This window comes from Legionella clemsonensis, from assembly GCF_002240035.1.
In the GTDB taxonomy this organism is placed as follows: Bacteria; Pseudomonadota; Gammaproteobacteria; order Legionellales; family Legionellaceae; genus Tatlockia; species Tatlockia clemsonensis.
This window is the reverse complement of the sequence record NZ_CP016397.1, coordinates 2,280,919-2,300,622: the sequence shown is the minus strand read 5'-3', so window position 1 is coordinate 2,300,622 and position 19,704 is coordinate 2,280,919. Positions and strand designations below refer to the sequence as shown.

Here is a 19,704-nt window from a genome sequence, read left to right as displayed (position 1 = left end):
AACGATCAGCCGAGTGAATTTGAGACGCCTTAGCTTGAGTAACAACAGCATTCACGAGAGGAGGACTTTATTCCTATAAGGTAAAGGTAGCAAAAATCGTCGATTGATGTTGAGTTGCTTTTGCTATTTGGAAGCTTAAGAGGGGGTATCCCACCACCTATCATGCCATCAGATAATCTGAAATCCTAATCCTCTTCGCTTTAGATATATTTGTACCTTTACGAAAGATACTTTCTGGATGCCAATAATTCAGCTAAAATAGCCTAATTTTTATTACCAGGTTTTTCAGTTGAGCGATTTAACGCAAATTCGTAATTTTTCTATTATTGCCCACATTGACCATGGTAAATCGACTTTAGCTGATCGGTTTATTCAAATTTGTGGAGGATTGTCTGATCGGGAAATGGCTAATCAAGTGCTTGATTCCATGGATATCGAGCGCGAGCGAGGTATTACAATCAAAGCCCAAAGTGTTTCCTTAAAATATAAAGCGCGTGACGGCAAAACTTACTTGCTAAATTTTATTGATACGCCTGGACATGTGGATTTCAGCTATGAAGTTTCACGTTCACTTGCTGCTTGTGAAGGGGCAATTCTTGTGGTTGACGCAGCTCAAGGAGTAGAAGCACAGACGGTTGCAGTCTGTTACACTGCTATTGATCAGTCTTTGGAAATTCTGCCTGTGCTTAATAAAATTGATTTACCTCAGGCAGAGCCAGAGCGAGTCATTGCAGAAATTGAGGATATCATCGGTCTTGAGGCACAAGATGCTATTCGTGTCAGTGCAAAAAGTGGTCTTGGTGTAGAAGATGTGTTGGAAGCACTTGTTGCTCGTATTCCGCCCCCTACAGGTAATATTGATGCACCTTTACAAGCCTTAATCATTGATTCCTGGTTTGATAGTTATTTAGGTGTTGTCTCTCTGGTTCGTATCGCCAATGGCTCACTTAAAAAAGGCGATAAAATGCGAGTAATGTCTACTGGTAAAACGTATGAAGTGGATCAGGTAGGTATTTTTACACCCAAACGAACAAAACTTGATATTTTACAGGCGGGTGAAGTGGGTTATGTCGTTGCTGGTATTAAGGATATTCAAGGTGCTCCTGTTGGAGATACATTAACGCTTGAGAAAAATCAGGCTTCGGCACCTTTGCCAGGTTTTCAAAAAGTTAAACCGCAGGTGTATGCGGGGCTTTTCCCAATTAGTGCGGATGACTTTGAGGCATTTCGTGAAGCACTGGCTAAGCTTAGTTTAAATGATGCTTCTCTGTTTTATGAGCCAGAGTCGTCTGAAGCGTTAGGTTTTGGATTCCGCTGCGGCTTTCTTGGTATGTTGCATATGGAAATTATCCAGGAAAGACTTGAACGTGAATATAATTTGGATTTAATTTCCACAGCGCCTACGGTGGTTTATCAAATAGTGACCACCAAAGGTGATACTTTGATGATTGATAATCCGTCGCAACTACCGCCTCCTCAGCAAATTAAGCAAATGTTTGAGCCTATAGTGCGGGCAAATATTCTGGTGCCACAAGATTATCTAGGCCAAATTATTAGCTTATGTATTGATCGCCGTGGTGTACAAGTCAACATGACCTACAGTGGCCGCCAGGTTTCTGTCACTTATGATTTACCGATGAGTGAAGTGGTTTCTGATTTTTTCGATCGTTTAAAATCAGTAAGTCGTGGTTATGCATCACTTGATTATAATTTCTTGCGTTTTCAGGAAGCTGATTTGGTGAAAATGGATGTATTAATCAATGGCGAACGCGTTGATGCATTAGCTGTCATTGTTCATCGCAGTGATGCTTACAGTCGTGGAAAAGCCCTGGTTGATAAAATGCGAGAATTAATCCCAAGACAAATGTTTGATGTAGCCATTCAGGCGGCATTAGGCAATCACATTATTGCTCGCCAGACCGTAAAAGCATTGCGTAAAAATGTAACCGCAAAATGCTATGGCGGAGATGTGACCCGAAAAAGAAAACTGTTGGAAAAGCAGAAAGCGGGTAAAAAACGAATGAAACAGGTCGGACATGTAGAAATTCCACAGGAAGCATTCATGGCTGTGTTTCAAACGGAGAGAAAAAAATAGTGCCTCATACCATGAAGAACATTGGTTTCTGTTTTTAAGCGGGTATTGAATATAAGTTATCAATAGGAATTTTTAGACTATGAATTTTGCTCTTTTGCTGGTTATTCTTTCCTTGGTCAGTGGTATTATTTACTTATTAGATGTTCTTTTTTTTGCCAAAAGAAGAAAGCCTGGTCAAAAACCTGGACGCATTATTGAATATTCTCGTTCTTTTTTTCCTGTGTTTATTCTTGTCTTGCTCTTGCGTTCCTTTTTAGTTGAACCGTTTCGTATTCCCTCAGGTTCACTTGAACCAACCTTACTCGTTGGTGATTTCGTTGCTGTCAATAAATTTGCCTACGGATTAAGGCTTCCTGTATTGGAAACAAAAATATTGCCCATTTCTAATCCGAAGGTGGGTGATGTAGCCGTATTTCGTTGGCCTCCAGATCCCAGTTATGATTATATTAAGCGTGTCATTGGGGCTCCTGGGGATAAGGTTAGCTACCATAATAAGGTGCTGACTATTAATGGAAAAGAAATGAAGCAGACTTTTATTGAATATACAACGGATGAAAGTTCGGGTCATGCTGTTGCCAAGTATCGGGAAAACTTGAATGGAGTGGAGCATAATATTTACATTCGTCCTGATGTTCCGGCTGATGATTTTGAGGTGGTAGTTCCAGAAGGTCAGTATTTTATGATGGGTGATAATCGTGATGATAGCGCTGACAGTCGCTTCTGGGGATTTACCCCTGATGAATACTTGCGCGGTAAAGCGTTTCTGGTGTGGATGAGTTGGAATGGAAGAACAGACGGTATTCGCTGGTCAAGAATAGGTCATATTATTCATTAATAAGAGCATGGATTTAAGATAAGCCATCTGGCAAATAAGCTATTAAATAGAGGTAAAATTTTGGGTTCAAGTGATTTACAGCGTCTTTGCCGACGCTTGGGATATCAATTTAAAAATCCTGCGCTGTTAAAGCAGGCTTTAACTCATTGTAGTGCCGGGAGTTTAAATAATGAGCGCTATGAATTTTTGGGTGATTCTATATTGAGCTTTATCATAGCTCATGCCTTATTTTTAGAATTTCCTGAACAAACTGAAGGGCAATTGAGCAGACTTCGCGCTTTTCTGGTCAAGGGCGAAACACTGGCAGAGATCGCTACTGAAATTGAATTGGGTGACTATTTATTTCTCGGACAAGGTGAATTGAAAAGTGGTGGATTTCGTCGTGCATCTATCTTGGCTGATGCTTTGGAAGCGGTTATAGCTGCAGTTTTTTTAGACGGAGGAGTTGAAGCTAGTAAAGAGTTGGTAATTCATTTGTATCGTTCTCGTCTCGAAGATGAAACATTGCACGACAATTTAAAAGATGCAAAGACTCAGCTGCAAGAATATCTACAAGCCCATAAAAAACCGCTTCCTGAGTACTCCTTACTTAAAGTTGAAGGTGAAGAGCATGAACAAGTATTTTATGTGAATTGCAAGGTGAGTGGTATTAAAAAACTCACGGTAGGACAGGGCTCAAATCGTCGTAAAGCCGAACAGGACGCAGCAAAACAGTTACTTCAGGAGTTAAAGGGACATTGTAGCCAGTAGTAATTTCATTGTTGCTGAATCTTTCAAGTCCAGCCGCTTTATGCAAATTTTTTTACAATAGTTAATCTATAGTCTCTGTGTAAGTACCCTTAATAGCTGCCTTATTTTCTCAGACTCCCATTCCACGCTTAATTTTGTCTTAATTTTAATCATTTATAATAAAAAAATACTAACTCTAGTCGCTAATGCATGTACAATTCAGAATTGAAGAAAGGCGATATACTCCTTTTTAAAGCCTATAAATCGCCTACTGTTTCGCAACAGCTAATCCGTTTTGGTGAGATTTTTAATAAGGCAGAGCTTGGCCAAAACGATACTGTACATGCAGCCTTGTGTCTCGGACATAATCTGAATGGTAAAATTCTGATTGCACACGTTTCTCCAGCATCGAATGGTTATCTGTGTGAAGAATTGGATGAGATGTTCAACCGTGATAAACAAAAGCCTGATTTTATGGTTTATAGACCCAATAATCCTAATTTTGCCAGTTTCCTTGCTGTAGTCGCAGCGAGCAAAAGTAGCCGAAAAATTGATAATTACTCTTTGGTCGAAGGGTTAAAAACTCTCATTTATTCAGGAAAAAAAGTAAAAAATGATCCCGCATCCAAGTCCAAAGAGTATTCTCAAGATAGTTTTTGCTCAAGATTCGTCATTGAATCGATTACACAGGCAGTGTCACTTGTTGAGCATGAACTTTTTAAACAATACGAATTAGAAATTCATGAAAACTCAACCCCCAAGGCTCTGGAGTCAGCCTTAAACACTAAAGGTAGGTTGTTCAGTTGTTTTTTTTGTGAGCCTGAAAAAAATATTCCTTTGCAATACAAAGAGCAGCCTAATGAAACTTTTACAGAGTTGGATGATATAGAGACTAAATCTAATTTTAACACTCTCTAACAGGTAAGCCCTTAAATTAGTAGCCTCAATACCTTAAGAGTGCCATTTATTATTTCTCGTCATATAAATAGAATTGTTTATTCCAAGGCTTGTTAAATAAAAATAAAAGTTTCATAGTGGAGGAAAAATAAAAAAATTTTGAAAAATGAATAAAACAAAATTAGGTTTATTGCTATTTCTACTAATAATTGTTCTGGCGCTTATTTTCGTGTGGTGGGAGTTTTTAGGAAAACGCATGAATCCATTGCCAAAAGCCAATGGTAGTCGTGCGAATGCAGCACTGCAAACAAATCAACCACTCACTGCCGTTGTTGCAGCCCACCTCAACGTGCCTTGGGCAATTGATTTCCTGCCTGATCAAAACCTATTAATGTCTGAACGAGCAGGGATCGTGTCTCTTATCAATCTGAGAGAACAACATAAAAGAGAATTGCTACGCATTGATGAGGTAGCACCAATAGGTGAAGGTGGCCTGTTAGGTCTTGTAGTTCATCCGAATTTTAAAAGTAATCACTACGTCTATCTTTATTACACTTACCAGACTAATGATGAATATTTTAATAAAGTCGTGCGTTATGAACTTAACGAGGATGTGCTTGGCAATGCGACTGTGATCCTTGATAAAATTCCCGGTGCATCCACTCATGATGGGGGCAGAATACGTTTTGGCCCTGATGGATATCTTTATATTACAACCGGTGATGCACAACGTCCGCAGGACGCTCAAGATTTAAATTCATTGGCCGGAAAAATTTTGCGACTCAAGGATGACGGTTCTATTCCAAAAGACAATCCTTTCAGCAATTCGCCAGTTTATTCTTACGGACACCGGAATCCACAAGGAATCGCCTGGGATGAAACTGGCCAACTCTGGGCGACTGAACATGGCCCCTCGGCTCATGATGAAATTAATTTAATTAAACCAGGAAAAAATTATGGCTGGCCCCTGGTGACTGGTAAGGAAACCAAAGAGGGTATAGAAAAACCCCTATTGGAAAGTGGTAATGCGACATGGGCTCCTTCAGGCGCGGAGGTGTTTCAAAGCACGCTCTATTTTTGTGGTTTACGTGGTAGAACCCTCTATGCCTTTAATCTTAAAACCAGAGAACTGAAAAAATATTTTCAGGGTAAGCTTGGACGGCTAAGAGAAATAAAAGTAGGCCCCGATAAATTATTTTATATAGCCACCAACAATAGGGATGGTCGAGGTGTTCCTAAAGCAGAAGATGATATGATTGTAAGGGTTAATCTTGGGAAATTATAATTATAGCGATACCTTGCTAGAAGTATCCGATTTTTCACCCTTTAAAAAATTAACCATCCACTGGGCAAATACAATATCATCCACGGGTAACTGTAGGGAAATTAATCCTTGGTTTGCTAATTCATCTCCGAAAAGGGCTTTTCTATCCTCAATCAATGCTTGAGAGTAAGCTCTGGTAAATTCAGGATGTCCCTGTATGGTGAGAAGATGGTTATTGATTTGCATCATATAGACAGGACAAAAGTCACTACTGGCGAGAACCTCTGCTTCCAAGGGTAATTCAATCACTTGATCCTGATGGCTAACTATAAGATTAAGAGTATCTAATGCAGGCACCATCCATGATTTTCGTTGAATAACCTTGTTGGTAGAGACGCCAATTCCCCAACCCTTGGGTGCTGAGACAACTGTTCCTCCCAAAAGTTTGGCAATGAGTTGATGACCAAAGCAAATACCTACAATTTTTTTTCGCGCCTGATGCAAACAAAGTACAAATTCCTCCAGCTTACGTATCCATGGTAAATCCTCATGAACGCAATGACGACTACCGCTAATTAAATAAGCATCTGCTGTATGAATACTGTCTGGCAATTGGCCTTGTCGGATATCAAAAATAGAAAATTGAAGTGTGGAATCAATTTGGTGGAGCAGTGTTGCAATCATTTGTGGATATTGTCCATGCGTTTCATGAAATGGCTCTTTAACCAAATCGCACAGCAAAATGCCAATGTTCATTTTAAACCTCTATGCAAAAGTCGCATGTTTAAGATGAAAATGAACCTCACCTTTTAAGGATGCTCTTAAAATATTAGTATAGTCCAGCTCGTTAAAGGGGATGGGGTTACTTTCGGAGGAAGGATCGTCTATAGCCATCTTCGCAATGCGGTCTATTTGGCTATCGTCTATACCTATATCCATTAAACAATGCTCTATTCCCAAATCACTGCGCAATTTTAATACCCAGTCAAAAAAACCATCAAATCCCTTATCAATTTGCAGGTAAGCAGCTAACCTCGCAATTTTATTTTCAATCGCTGGGCGATTAGCTTGAAGCACATAAGGCATCAAAATGGCATTTAACCGTCCATGATGAATGTCATAGATAGCACCAAGTGGATGTGCTAGTGCATGCATGGCACCTAAACCCCGCTGAAAGGCCGTTGCTCCCATTGCAGAGGCTACTAGCATTTGTGTGCGGGCTACAAGATCATGCCCATTAGTTACCGCCGTGTGTAAAAATTGCTTAATCAATCGCATTCCCTCTACGGCGATGCCTTCTGCCATGGGATGGTAATGTGTGGCGCAATAGGCTTCCAGATTATGAGACAAGGCGTCCATTCCTGTGGCGGCGGTAATTGCAGCAGGTAATGCAACGGTTAGCTCTGGATCTAAAATAACAATGGCTGGCAACATTTTTGGATGAAAAATAACTGTCTTGATTTGCTGTTCGGTATCGGTAATTACTGACGCGCGTCCAACTTCTGAGCCTGTTCCGGCTGTAGTGGGTAAAGCGATAATAGGTGCGATTGCAGTACTATTGGCTCGTGTCCAATTGTCATCACAATCCTCAAAATCCCACAATGGCCGATTTTGCCCTGTCATGAGTGCAATTGCTTTTCCTGTATCCAATGCTGAGCCACCACCAAAAGCAATGACGCCATCATGCTGTCCTTGATGATAAGCGGAAACACCATGAGTAATATTTTCACCGGTTGGATTGCCTTTTATGTCGCAGAATAAAGCAATGCGTAATCCAGCTTCTCTGCATTGTTGCAGTGCTTTATCAATCATCGGCAAAGTAGATAAAAAAGGATCGGTGACTAAAAGAGGTGCCTTTATGCCCAATGTGGTGCAAGCCTGTGCCAATTCATCAGCACGTCCAGCTCCCACACGTACTGAGGTAGGGTAATTCCAGTTTGCTTGCAAATGATTAATCATGATATTTTCATTCCTTAAGTAATCGTTTTGATGTGAAAAGATTTAGGTCTGGTTAACATCTCATAGCCAATAGAGGATAAAGTGCAACCACGACCTGAGTCTTTTACCCCGGTCCAGGCAAGCGCTGGGTCAAGATAATCGCAACGGTTAATAAAAAAAGTACCTGTCTCTATTTGTTCACCAATGGCAATACCTGCATCAATATTCTCAGTAAACACTGCCGCAGTTAACCCATAGGTGCTGTCATTCATTAAGTTAATGGCTTCTTCGTCGCTGGCAACTGCCATGACACCTACTACGGGACCAAAGGATTCTTCCCTCATAATGCGCATTCGATGATTAACCTGTGTTAAAAGTTGCGGTGCCATATAAGCTGAGCCAGGTTTATCCATAGCAAAATTTTCCGTATCAATATGGGCAATAGCACCCTGTGAGAGAGCTTCCTTGATTTGTTCGCGAACGAAATCGGCAGAAGAAGCTCGCACCAGTGGGCCTAAGGTGGTTTCTGGATCGTCAGGACGGCCAAGTTTATATTGCTTAATTAATGCAACTGCTTTATTTAAGAAAGGTTGATAAATATCCTCGTGGACGTAAATGCGCTCAATGCCACAACAGGATTGGCCCGAATTAAAAAAAGCACCATCGATCACTGTTTCAACCGCATAATCCAAATCTGCATCAGAGCGTATATAGGCAGGATCTTTGCCGCCTAACTCAAGCCCAACAGGCAGAAAACGTCCTGCTGCTGTTCGCTCAATCATTCTGCCACCTTCTACAGAACCGGTAAAGGCGATAGAGTTAACTTGCGATGATTGTATTACGTTTCCAGTATCTTCGTGAGTTAAGTGCAGGTATTGAAAAACACCCTCTGGTAACCCTGCGGTTTTAAAGGCTTCTGCAAAACGTTCGGCAACGAGCGGTGTTTGTGTAGAATGCTTAAGCAATACAGTATTTCCAGCCATCATTGCAGGAATAATGGCATTCACTGCAGTCAAAAAGGGATAATTCCAAGGTGCAATAACAAAAACCACGCCTATTGGTTCACGTTGAATATACCGTAAAAAGCCCTCTTTAAAGGGTAGGCGAATTGGGTTTAGGGCTTGTGAGGCGGTGGCAATCATATAGCGAGCACGCTCTTCCAAACCTGCTATCTCTCCTTGAGCATATCGAATGGGTCTACCCATTTGCCAACAGATTTCTTCTGCAATTGCCTCTTTGTTGGTAACCAGAGCATCGATGGCGGCAGCGCAAAATTTTTCGCGTTCCGCTAGTTGGGTGAAGCGCCATTGTTGCTGTGCTGTCTTGGCTTTGGATAGCGCAGCTTGAATGTTTGCTTGATTGGCATAAGAGCGCTCCACGTAAATGGAACCATCAATTGGCGAGTAAGTTCTCAATATCCTGTTCATTTTTAATCCACTAAATAATCTCGAAATAACGATCCAATTCCCAATCGGTGATATGACGGCGGAACTCACGTTCTTCCCATTCGCGAGAAGCGGTAAAGTGTTTCACGAAATCGTTACCGAACAATTCGCAGGCTGCTTCTGAGTTTTTAAAACGTTGAGCGGCTTCCCATAAGGTACGTGGCAAGGCAAACTCTTCTTTATGGCGTTGCTCATAGGCATTACCTTTAACAGGGTCTTCAGGTTCCCACTCCTGTTCTATTCCATATAAACCTGCTCCCAAAGCCGCAGCTAAGGCTAAATAGGGATTAGCATCTGCCGCGCCTAATCGATATTCAATGCGCTGTGATTTATCATTGCCAGGTATGAGACGTAATGCAGTAGTCCGGTTCTCCACACCCCAAGTCGCATCCGTAGGTGCCCAAAAGCCTGGAATTAAACGACTATAGCTATTTACTGTGGGGGAAACCATCGCCAGAAATTCCGGCATTAATTTTTGCTGCCCTGCTAAAAAATGTCGCTGAATTTTACTCATGTTGTAAGGCATGGATGAATCATAAAAGGCTGAGCGCGAGTCATTGTTATGACGTAAAGAAAGATGAATATGTCCGCTTTGTCCCGGATAATGAGGCGACCATTTGGCCATAAAGGTGGCCATGATATGATTTCGCTGCGCCAGTATTTTCATAAAGGTTTTAAATAATGCTGCTTTATCACCAGCAGCCTCTGCTTTATCAACAGCAAGAGCTGCCTCAATAACGCCCGGCCCAGTTTCAGCATGTAGCCCTTCCAGGGGAAAATCCATGATCTCTCCCATGCTGAGAATCTGGTGATATAATTCCGCATGTACTGTATTACGGATAATTGAATAGCCAAAAAAATCAGGAGTAAGGGTTTGTAAATCGCGATAGCCCTTATTGCGGATACTCTCTGGTGTTTCATTAAACAGAAAAAATTCATATTCTAAAGCTGCATAGGCATCAAATCCCAGCATCGCCGCTTTTTCAATGGTACGCCGCAACACGGCACGAGGGCATATTGCCTCAGCATGATTGGCAAATTCCGCCAGAAACAAGAGCTGATTATTTTCAAAAATTAATTCACGGCAGGTGTGTGGTAAAATTCGGACGGGTGTATCAGGATACCCGGTATGCCACCCAGTATACTGACTATTGTCATAGAGTTTATCTTTAGAATCCCACCCTAAAATTACATCACAGAAAGCAAAACCTTGTTCCAGAGCCGAAAAAAATTTGTTGCGACTCATGTATTTTCCAAGCATTACACCATCAATATCAAAGATTCCTACCTTGATGTGACTAAGATTTCGCTCTTCAATAATTTGTTTCGCATGATCGATGGTTTTCACATCCCGGGGATTTAGCATTGCATGTCCTTTGCTTAAATTCTTGTTTGAGCATAAATATTATCTCAGATCCGAAAGTTTAATCTACAGGCTAGAAGTTATTAACCGTTTCAAATTAAATCGCAACCGATTGCTTGTTTTAAAAATAATCAAATTGCTCGCAATGTATTATATTTAAGGTATGCTATTGTAATATACCTGCAAAAATGAGAGAGAAATCTGACTCTTCACGAAGTGAAATTATTAGAGCAATCCGACGTACAAATTATAATTTAAATATAATTCCCGAAAGTATTGAGGGAATAGTATGGCCTACATCGGTGATGAAAGTCATTTTGGCTCGCAAAGCTGAAAATCGCTTAAAGAAGCAAATACCCTTTAATTATATGGCTACAGAATTTACGCCAAGTGAAGATTTTAAAGATTATTCACTCGAGCATAATGAAGAATTGGCAATGCTGGTAAAGTTCTTAAAGGAAAATCATAATAAATTACCCGTTGGATTACGTTTCCAATTGGCGGTACTTATTGGAGGACACTGGACCTGTGTAGATAATGTAATTACATCAACAGGCCTAGCTGTTTTTAATCTGGATTCTGTAATGGATTTTAAAGCAAGGCAATTTTTTCAGGTTTATCTGGTGAATTTAGATAAAGAAGGTCTTTTGAATGCTGGATACCTATATTTTGTAAATGTGCCTTCCGCAGGGCCTTTTGCAAAAACACCAAAAGAAAAAGTTGCCAACATGATTCAGACTGATTGGGTCAGCTGTGGTATTTTTGTGGTAGATCATCTCTCCTTTCTTTCACGTAGCAATGTTTTTCACCATTTAAAAACAGCCCTAGGTGAATCAAAATATGTCACCTTAGGCAGAGAGGATATTCCGCCTGCCTTGGCTGCAATCTTCAGATTGAGCCAAAGTGATCTTTTGCTGGAAAATCTAACGAGAAAGCAAAAAGAACCTGCAGTGACTCGAAAGGGCAAAAGATTAAGTGAAGTAAGCTACAGAGATGCCCGGGAAAAGGGTGGAAAATTACTGCAAGAAGCAAAAAACTATGTAGAGAATTGTGGTGAGGAAGAGTTTGCAAAAATTTTTTCACACAATTTGTTAGAGCAATTATCCAAGTATGTGATTCACTATTCGCGCCCTGTTAACGATTTAATTGAATTTGTTTATGATAGTTTGCCTCATTGTAAAAATTTACCGGACGAGGCAGCGATTAAATTAATGGAAAAATTACATGGCGTTGTTTTACTATCTGAACTCAATGATTCACAAAAAATTCTTGCTATTACTGAGTTAACCATATCAGCGTTAGAACACAATAATGAGGTTTCTTCCTATCGGTTACTTGCTGGGGTATTAAGCTATGCGGTATTGAACCTCCATGATAATCAACAATTATTTGATTTTTACATGAAAATTTTGACTGGCCCCTTAGGCCAATCATTAAGTAATATCACCAATTCTTTTTTTAAGACGCCCACCCGATTTACTCCAGCATTGCTTGCGCACTTGGAGAAAGCTGTTAAGACACAATTACTCTTGAATGCAGCAGTGGATTTGGAAAATGGTCATAGTGAGCAATTCAACTTAATTTATAATTTGCCAGGATGCCTGGCATTTATTAATAAGCCACGCACCTTTGATACTTCCGAAACCAAAAGCGGCAAAATTCTTAATGCATTAAACGAGTTGGCAGGAAGACAAGAAACTAATGCTATAGAGCCGATTAAACAGAAACTGGAGGAAAGAAAAATAGAAGTGTTGCGCGAGTTTGAATTTAAAAGACCGGAGTCAGCCTCACCTGTGCCCACAGTGAGGCAATAAAAAGGTTAATTTTCCAAACTCGTCTCCATCGTTATTTCAGCGTTAAAAAGCCTGGATACAGGACAGTTTTCTTTAGCGGTATTGGCTGCAATTTGAAAAGCTTCTGCATTGACGTTAGGTATTTTAGCTTTAACGTGTAAATGAATCGCTGGAATAGAAAAACCAGTAGTCGATTTTTCAAGTGATACTGTAGCCGTTGTATGAATTTTTTCCGCTTTTAAACCTTCTTTTTCCAATTGAGCAGCAAAAGCCATGGAAAAACAACCGGCATGAGCCGCTGCAATTAATTCTTCTGGATTGGTTCCTTTATCCTGTTCAAAGCGAGTTTTAAACGAATATTGGGTGTGGTTCAGGACACCGCTTTCTGTAGAAACTGACCCGTTACCCTCTTTAATACCACCATGCCATTGTGCTGATCCTTGTCGTTTCATCATGTTCTCCTGGAATACCTGTTATATGAGATTAGCTCGAAATAAAGTATTTTGCCTTTCCTGTACTTAATTTTTTGTCATGGAGCTCAACTATAATTAGCTATAGGCCTAGGGAAAAGGAATGTACTCTATGGGGTTAAATGTCTATCATCAAAAAAGAAATTTTAAAAAAACACCGGAGCCTAAGGGAAAAATTCATCAAGAGGAAAATTATCGTTTTGTTATGCAAAAACATGCGGCCAGCCGTCTTCATTATGATTTCCGTCTTGAGCTTGATGGGGTGCTTAAAAGTTGGGCAATACCCAAAGGACCTTGTCTGGATCCAACCGTAAAACGTCTAGCCATGCATGTTGAAGATCATCCCATTGAATATGGTACTTTTGAGGGTATTATTCCCAAAGGTGAATACGGTGGTGGAACCGTAATGCTTTGGGATGAAGGGGAATGGGAGTCCCTGGATGAAAATCCCCGCAAAGCCTATGAAAAGGGGCATTTACGCTTTAAGTTGCATGCAAAAAAGCTACAAGGACGCTGGGACCTCATCCGGTTTAAAAATGAAAATGAAGCCTGGTTTTTAATAAAATACAAGGATGAATTTGCTAAACCACTTGATGAATATGATATTACCCTTGCAAAACCTAATAGTGTGACAACAGAACAATCTCTGGATGAGATTGCCGAAAATTATGAAAATATTTGGAGCAGTAAGGAAGGTTTAAAGACTAGTGAGAAAAAAAAGTAAAGGAGGCAATAAAAAAGTTAATTCCCAGCACTCTCGAGATAAGCCCATTTCCAGAAAGCATTTCACCACAACTGACTACCTTGGTTGATAAACCTCCACAAGGTTCGCAATGGTTGCATGAAGTAAAAATTGATGGTTATCGAATTATTGCCTTTAAAGATGGTCATTCTATTCGCCTGATGTCACGAAATCATATTGATTGGACAAATAAATTTAAAAATGTCATTAAGTCTTTGCAAACCTTACCAGTAGAAAGAGCCGTATTTGATGGCGAGGTGACTTTATTGGATGACAAAAAGCAGTCTAATTTTCAACGTTTACAAAATGCAATGAAAGGAGATAAAGATTATCCCTTCTATTACTATATTTTTGACTTGCTTTACTACGAAAAATTTAACCTTAAAAACTTGTCCTTATTGCAGCGAAAAGAAATACTCGCAAAAGTACTCGCAACCGCTCCTTCAACTTTACGGTATAGCGATCACATCATCAGTAATGGCGAAGAGGTTTTTAAGAAATCTTGTGAATTAGGTTTAGAAGGTATTATCTCTAAACATGCCGAAAGTACCTACCTTGAAAAGCGCTCCAAATCATGGGTAAAAGTCAAATGCAGTCAACGTCAGGAATTTATTATTGGTGGTTATTTGCCCCCTCAACGTTCCCGACAATATTTTCGTTCTCTTTTTCTTGGCGTTTTTAACGAAGAGGGGGACTTAGTTTATTCAGGAAATGTGGGCACGGGTTTTACCCAAGCCTCATTAAAAGAAGTCTATACCGAATTACAGAAAGTGGTCAGTGAGAAAAGCCCTTTTAATTCTATTCCTCCTGAGGCAAAAAAAGCAACCTGGGTTAAGCCAACTTTAGTCGCAGAAATTGAGTTTAGTCAGTGGACGTCTGAAGGGAAGTTAAGACATCCCAGCTTTAAAGGTTTAAGAAAAGATAAACTGGCTTCTACAGTAAAACGTGAGGAAATGCCTATGAAGGCAATTGAAAAAAAATCACTATCCTTCAGGAGGAAGGTGATTATCTCTAATCCTGAAAAAATTTTATACAAAAAAGACAAAATTACCAAGCAGGATCTTTTTGATTATTATAATGAGATCAGTGATTTTATCTTGCCTTATGTGATGAACAGGCCATTAACACTGGTAAGATGTCCTGAAAGTTATGAAGACTGCTTTTTTCAAAAGCACTATTACAAATCCACGCCCAAAGCACTTTATGCAATCCCTATTAAAAATAAATCTGACGATGACATCGACGAATACATTTATTTAAAAGATAAAGAAGGGTTATTAAGTTTAGTGCAAATGGGAGTACTTGAAATTCATCCCTGGGGGAGTCGTATCGATAAGTTGGAATGTCCCGATATGATTACGATTGATTTAGACCCAGGTATCGATGTGTCCTGGAAAGAGATTGTGAAGGCAGCATTTGAAGTGAAAAAACATTTGGATGCATTTAAACTAACTTCTTTTGTTAAAACCACAGGTGGCAAAGGGCTACATGTTGTTGTGCCCATCCGGCCGGAGTATAATTGGGAAAAGGTAAAAAATTTTTCCCATGTGTTCGTTGAGTTCCTGGAACAACTAAATCCAAAAGCCTATGTGACCAATATGGCCAAAGAAAAAAGGAAGGGGAAAATATTTGTTGATTATTTACGTAATCAACGCGGTGCTACAGCCATTAGTGCCTATTCCACCCGCGCGCGCTTACATGCTCCTGTGGCCACCCCTATTCACTGGGATGAGCTAACCGACAACTTTAATGACACCTTTTATACTATTCATACCTTGCCTTTACGACTGAAAAAGCTGAAGGAAGACCCCTGGAAGGAATTCTGGAGAATTAAACAATCTTTACGATTGGATAAGTTATAAATGGATTTGCTTTTTATCTATATTCGGCAGAGCTATTTCTGCCTCGACGAAGTCAAAATCGTCTTTACTGGGATATATGGGTTTTGTTTTTAATGCTTAACGGAAGGAAAGCAGGAGTAAAGCGTTTTTTATAAGCCAGAATATTTATTATAAAAAATAGACACATTGCTATAACAGAAGTCATATAATGTCGAAATATTAATTGGAAAATGATTAATATTAAAAAACTGCGAAAGAGCTCCGTATATTTAATATTGATAATCACTCCACGATTTAGCACTATCCCCACTAAGTAAAGCGTTATTAGGATAAAAAATCCTAATACGCCACTTAATGTTAAGTTTAAATGAAAAAAAAATAAATAGTAAGCAGACATTAAAATAATCAAGGTCAAATTTAAAAGCACGTACATACCCGGGTACTGGATATCGTTTGAATTATTATTTTGCTTGGCGGCTATCGATTTGTTTAGTTGCTCGATTATCCACTCTGGGGGCATAAAGAAGGCTAAAATGCGCTTACTCAAGCTCGGTAAATTTTTACCATAAAGATAGGTGTCATAAAGAACTTTAATATTGGCAAAAAAAGGATTCCAGGAGGCAAGAGGTTCAGTGGTTCCATAATCGGCAGGAATGGTTTCCTTTACAAAAGTGCCAAATAATTTATCCCAAATAATTAAGCTTCCTGCATAATTTTTATCAATATATTCTGGATTTCTGCCATGATGTACCCGGTGGTGAGAGGGTGTATTGAAAATAAATTCAAACCAACCCATGCGCTGTATGAGTTGAGTATGGATCCAAAATTGATAAAGAGTATTGGCAGACACGACGATTAGAAACATCCATGTCGGAAAACCCAGCAATGCCAGGGGTAAATAGACCACCCAGGAACACAGTGTTTGCACAATCCCCTGACGTAAAGCAACCGATAAATTGTAATATTCACTTTGGTGGTGCACGGAATGTCCTGTCCATAAAAAATTGCAGCGATGGCTGGCACGATGAAACCAGTAGTAGCAAAAATCAACACCCAACCATAAGAGAATCCAGGCCATCACCGAGTTAGGATCAATTTTAAAAAAGCCGTAGTGTTGATAGAAATAGTGGTAACTGAAAATCAATAGCCCTCTAAGGGGGAGCATAGCAACCTGCTCAAGAATGCCACAGCTAAGATTATTGGTGAAATCATTCAAACGATAGAGCGGTTTTTTTTTGACAATAGAAAGGACATACTCAATTGCCATTGATAGTAGGAAAACAGGAATCGCGAGGGCAATAAGATCAATTTCCATATTAATAGCTTAGGACAGAATAAAAGAAAACAATAATGGATAAAAAGGGCTAAAGCAACGATAAAAGTTAAAGTTTAAAATGACAAAATTTATTAAGGATTTTGTGCAATACTTGTAATTGATAGGATCTAAGGAGAGAACTGTGACCAATATTAAAATTAAATTACTGGGGATGCTGCTGTTATTTTTCCTTGTTCTACCCATTTTTGCTGCTTCGGATATACTACTCTCTGCTTCTGCAGGTTGCTTAAACGAAAAAAAACTGAAGGCTATTGCCAGAGAAATTGAGACTTCCTTCGAAAAAAATATTTGTGCGAATGGCATTAAGCCGATGCAATTGCAATGGCTTTCCACCACTGCTTTACCTCAACTCATGAATAAATCGTTTTTAGGTGTTGAACCACCACCTAACTGGCAACTATTAACGGAAGAATTGATGCGCGATTGTTTTAAAGAAGGGAATTTATGTACAGAGACAACACAAAAACAGGTTGTTGCCTGTCTGCAAATCAAAGCGCCTACTGTTTTATTGCAATTGGGCCCATGGCTTGCGGAAAACTGTAAAGCAATCAATAACGAAGTCATTGAAAAATGGCCAGATAAAAAACAAAAAGTACTCGAGCTAATAAAAGAATTTCAGGTGCAGTCTACCCAATAGACTCGGGAGCTTTTCCATCCAGTTGAACGCTGTGCCTGGCATCCAACGTAAACCGCTTGCTTGTCCGGGGCACCCACTGGATGAAATTACTTGAGAAGCAGGAGATATTCATGGCTTTTGATGGTTAAGTAGTAGCTCTCCCGGATGCGGGCAGCTGTCTCCTGCTCACATCTCTCCCTACGCCCCGCGGCTTGTCTGGGGGCCAGTGTTTAGCATATTTCTGCATCCCGCGGACAAGCCGGGGAAGTCGGAAACTAGAGCTGGACTGGGTTTCCATAGATGTGTAGAAGATTCAGCCGTGGACAGACGGGGGACAAAGCTGGCGTAGCCGGTTGCTTGAACCCGGCATTAATCAGTAGAGGTGCTTAGCCTGAATGAAGCCCAAAAAGCCACAATCCGAGTTCTTTTAATAGGATCGATTATCGAGACAGGCTGTTTTCATTTACGAACTTATTTGCGCATTCAGCAACATGGTCTATCTCTGCATCGATTTCTTTAAAGAAAAATATTCTATTCGTATAAATTCCAAACCCGCTACCAGCCGCTAAAAATGTTGTGGTACCAGCAATCAGGGCCGTAGCGATAGCGCCTGGACCTGACCATAATCCTAAGCCAAAGCCTATTACTGTCGCAAGCAAGGTTACAAAAGCCACTGCTGCAACACTAAAGACTGCTTTCAATGCATATGGATGTTCCTTCTCCAAATAAGGGGTGCATTTTTTTGTGAACTGTTCAATTGCCTCTTGTTTTTTATCGCTTGAACTATTGCTTAAAAGATTTTCCACCAGTTCAAGGCTAATTGCAGCAACGGCTTGATATTTTTCCTGAGGGATATTCTTAATTTTTTCCTGTAGTTGCTTCAAAGCCACATAAAAACTAGAGTCTGTAGATAATTTAGACAGGGCAAAATCGAATTTATCGCTAAGAGTATTGTTAAATAGTAAATTTTCAAGAAGTTCAAGATTAGTGCGATTTTTTGCAGACACTGCAATACGTGTAGCAAAAGAACCTTCAATATTGTTTAAAATTTCTTGGGCTTTTGCAGTTTGCTCTTCCATAGTATCTGCTAGTAAATCCATTTTAGTACCTACTAAAATGATTTTTTTATCCGGATTATGCGTTTTAAATGATTCTAAATATTCTTTTTTAAAACGCGTTGGATTACTTAAATCTACACAGTAAAGTCCTAAATCAGCATGTCGAAAAAAAGGCAGTGTCATACCGAATGTTTTAGAATCACCACTAATATCCCAAAGGTGTAGGCTATCATTGTTTTTTTTTAGACTACAAAAATCCATACCCATGCTGGGCTTATAAGTCTCACTAAAATTATTAGACACAATGCGACGAAGTAATTGTGTTTTTCCAGTGTTCTCAGCACCTATTGTAATTATTTTATACCCACTCATAATACCCTACTCAAACAGAAAATGATTTATTGTACAGCAAGCTGATTGTTTAAAAAACTTTTTGCTATAACAATAGATATGAAATCTATAATAGGAGTTAGGTGTCTGTTTCAGGGAAACTTATGAGAACAATACTTATTACAGGAAGTAATCGGGGCTTGGGTCTTGAATTTGTTAAACAGCTTAGTCAGCAGAATAATCACATTATAGCAACCTGCCGCAATCCTCAGGAAGCAAAACAATTACAAGATTATACCAGGGTAAAAAAGAATATTTCTATTTACCCATTGAATGTGACTAATGATAGCGAATTATTGGCGTTAGTCGGCGAATTAAATGATATGGCCCTGGATTGGATAATAAATAATGCCGGTATTAGTGGGCAATCAGGCGTAACAGTTGGCAATATTGACCGGAATAATTTTCTAAACGTAATGAATGTAAATTGTCTAAGTCCGCTTAAGATTAGCGATGCCTTTTTACCTCTTTTGCTGAAGGGCAAAGAAAAATTAATTGTTAATATTAGCTCTGCTTTAGGAAGTATCAGTGATAATCAAAGGGGAAAAAGTTACGCTTATCGGGCGAGTAAGGCGGCATTAAATTGCGTTATGCGTTCTTTTGCCCTGGATGTAATGCAAAGCGGTATTAAAGTTATGTTATTAAATCCCGGTTGGGTAAAAACAAGGATAGGCGGTGCTCAAGCGGTGCTTGAAGCGGAAGAAAGCGTGCGACTAATGTTGGAAGTGATTGAAAAATATAAAAATAATAGCCATGCAGAGGTGCTTCGAAATTATAATGATCAAATAATTAATTGGTAGCTGAAACAGTTATTCTATTGATAAACTATCATTGATGCGATTAATATCGTGCCATTTATTTTATCCAAGCCCGGTGATTATGTGGACATCTT

General features: G+C 39.6%; 17 protein-coding genes. 10 read left to right on the top strand and 7 right to left on the bottom strand.

All coding sequences use genetic code 11. The annotated features are described in order from the left end of the window. The first annotated feature begins 289 nt into the window (after positions 1-289). The 5 genes from lepA to clem_RS10030 all read left to right on the top strand — a co-directional run bounded on the left by lepA (position 290) and on the right by clem_RS10030 (position 5,841). A complete protein-coding gene (gene lepA / locus clem_RS10050) occupies positions 290-2,095 on the top strand; it encodes a translation elongation factor 4 (protein WP_094091432.1) in 1,806 nt (601 codons plus the stop codon). A gap of 79 nt (positions 2,096-2,174) precedes the next feature. After that, positions 2,175-2,930 (top strand): signal peptidase I, encoded by a 756-nt coding sequence (gene lepB / locus clem_RS10045; RefSeq protein WP_094091431.1) that lies wholly within the window; start codon positions 2,175-2,177, stop codon positions 2,928-2,930. 60 nt (positions 2,931-2,990) lie between these two features. Further along, positions 2,991-3,680, top strand: a complete 690-nt coding sequence (gene rnc, locus clem_RS10040) for a ribonuclease III (protein WP_408606869.1) — start codon at positions 2,991-2,993, stop codon at positions 3,678-3,680. A gap of 189 nt (positions 3,681-3,869) precedes the next feature. Then, on the top strand, positions 3,870-4,577 hold the full coding sequence (locus clem_RS10035) for a hypothetical protein (protein ID WP_094091429.1): 708 nt from the start codon (positions 3,870-3,872) through the stop codon (positions 4,575-4,577). A gap of 145 nt (positions 4,578-4,722) precedes the next feature. Next, positions 4,723-5,841, top strand: a complete 1,119-nt coding sequence (locus tag clem_RS10030; RefSeq protein WP_232505452.1) for a PQQ-dependent sugar dehydrogenase — start codon at positions 4,723-4,725, stop codon at positions 5,839-5,841. Here the strand turns inward: clem_RS10030 and clem_RS10025 are convergent, their stop codons facing one another. The 4 genes from clem_RS10025 to clem_RS10010 are packed head-to-tail and all read right to left on the bottom strand — an operon-like array spanning position 5,842 to position 10,569. Then, positions 5,842-6,576, bottom strand: a complete 735-nt coding sequence (locus tag clem_RS10025; protein WP_094091428.1) for a glutamine amidotransferase-related protein — start codon at positions 6,574-6,576, stop codon at positions 5,842-5,844. It lies immediately after the preceding gene. 9 nt (positions 6,577-6,585) lie between these two features. Further along, a complete protein-coding gene (locus clem_RS10020) occupies positions 6,586-7,779 on the bottom strand; it encodes an iron-containing alcohol dehydrogenase (RefSeq protein ID WP_094091427.1) in 1,194 nt (397 codons plus the stop codon). A gap of 14 nt (positions 7,780-7,793) precedes the next feature. Then, positions 7,794-9,185, bottom strand: coding sequence for an aldehyde dehydrogenase family protein (locus clem_RS10015; protein ID WP_094091426.1), 1,392 nt, complete (start codon positions 9,183-9,185; stop codon positions 7,794-7,796). A 10-nt stretch (positions 9,186-9,195) separates the two neighbouring features. Further along, positions 9,196-10,569 (bottom strand): glutamine synthetase family protein, encoded by a 1,374-nt coding sequence (locus tag clem_RS10010; RefSeq protein ID WP_094091425.1) that lies wholly within the window; start codon positions 10,567-10,569, stop codon positions 9,196-9,198. 185 nt (positions 10,570-10,754) lie between these two features. On the opposite strand from clem_RS10010, the gene clem_RS10005 reads away from it, so the two are divergent. Further along, on the top strand, positions 10,755-12,380 hold the full coding sequence (locus clem_RS10005; protein WP_094091424.1) for a hypothetical protein: 1,626 nt from the start codon (positions 10,755-10,757) through the stop codon (positions 12,378-12,380). A gap of 5 nt (positions 12,381-12,385) precedes the next feature. Here clem_RS10005 and clem_RS10000 read toward each other — a convergent pair whose 3' ends face one another. Then, positions 12,386-12,814 carry an OsmC family protein gene (locus clem_RS10000; RefSeq protein ID WP_198333111.1) on the bottom strand — a complete coding sequence of 143 codons (429 nt, stop codon included), beginning with the start codon at positions 12,812-12,814 and terminating at the stop codon, positions 12,386-12,388. A 127-nt stretch (positions 12,815-12,941) separates the two neighbouring features. Here clem_RS10000 and clem_RS14995 point away from each other — a divergent pair, with 127 nt between their 5' ends. Next, positions 12,942-13,553 carry a DNA polymerase ligase N-terminal domain-containing protein gene (locus tag clem_RS14995; protein WP_198333109.1) on the top strand — a complete coding sequence of 204 codons (612 nt, stop codon included), beginning with the start codon at positions 12,942-12,944 and terminating at the stop codon, positions 13,551-13,553. An 80-nt stretch (positions 13,554-13,633) separates the two neighbouring features. Beyond that, positions 13,634-15,433, top strand: coding sequence for a DNA ligase D (gene ligD / locus clem_RS09995; protein WP_198333108.1), 1,800 nt, complete (start codon positions 13,634-13,636; stop codon positions 15,431-15,433). 64 nt (positions 15,434-15,497) lie between these two features. Here ligD and clem_RS09990 read toward each other — a convergent pair whose 3' ends face one another. Beyond that, the gene (locus clem_RS09990) at positions 15,498-16,727 is read right to left on the bottom strand and encodes a sterol desaturase family protein (RefSeq protein WP_094091422.1); all 1,230 of its coding nucleotides are present in this window, start codon (positions 16,725-16,727) and stop codon (positions 15,498-15,500) included. Between the two features lie 142 nt (positions 16,728-16,869). Here clem_RS09990 and clem_RS09985 point away from each other — a divergent pair, with 142 nt between their 5' ends. After that, a complete protein-coding gene (locus clem_RS09985; protein WP_094091421.1) occupies positions 16,870-17,385 on the top strand; it encodes a hypothetical protein in 516 nt (171 codons plus the stop codon). Positions 17,386-17,804: 419 nt separating this feature from the next. Here clem_RS09985 and clem_RS09980 read toward each other — a convergent pair whose 3' ends face one another. Continuing rightward, positions 17,805-18,794, bottom strand: coding sequence for a GTP-binding protein (locus clem_RS09980; RefSeq protein ID WP_094091420.1), 990 nt, complete (start codon positions 18,792-18,794; stop codon positions 17,805-17,807). Positions 18,795-18,916: 122 nt separating this feature from the next. Here clem_RS09980 and clem_RS09975 point away from each other — a divergent pair, with 122 nt between their 5' ends. Continuing rightward, positions 18,917-19,612, top strand: a complete 696-nt coding sequence (locus clem_RS09975) for an SDR family oxidoreductase (protein ID WP_094091419.1) — start codon at positions 18,917-18,919, stop codon at positions 19,610-19,612. Positions 19,613-19,704 lie beyond the last annotated feature (92 nt).